The following is a 358-nucleotide window of genomic DNA, read 5'->3' as shown; positions in this document are numbered from 1 at the left end:
TGCAACTGCCGCTCATAACCGGTGGCGAGGATTACCAGGTCGTAGCGCTGCACGCTCAGTTCGCCATTGGCGGTATTACGCAGCGCCAGCTCGATACCCTCGGCGCCTGCCGTGGCCTTCTCAACCGAGCGCAGGCTACGGAAGGCGTGGCGCGGGACTCCGGAAACCTTCTGGCGATAGAAGATGCCGTAAATACGCTCGATCAGGTCGATATCCACCACTGAATAGTTGGTGTTGTGGTACTCGCGCACCAGGCGCTCACGCTCCGCGCCTTCCTGGTTGTAGATCAGGTCGGTGAACTCGGGCGCGAATACTTCGTTGACAAACGGACTGTCGTCAGCCGGCTTCAGCGCCGAAC

1 protein-coding gene is annotated in these 358 nt (G+C 60.3%); it reads right to left on the bottom strand.

Annotated features, from left to right (window positions below; translation table 11 throughout):
• Window positions 1-358 (bottom strand): SidA/IucD/PvdA family monooxygenase (locus BST14_RS31865; protein WP_142279708.1); only part of this gene is annotated, 358 nt, incomplete at both ends.

Origin of the sequence: Mycobacterium arosiense ATCC BAA-1401 = DSM 45069 (genome assembly GCF_002086125.1) — a bacterium.
Taxonomy (GTDB): Bacteria; Actinomycetota; Actinomycetes; order Mycobacteriales; family Mycobacteriaceae; genus Mycobacterium; species Mycobacterium arosiense.
The sequence above is the reverse complement of the archived record's forward strand: the minus strand, read 5'-3'. Positions and strand labels throughout refer to the sequence as shown.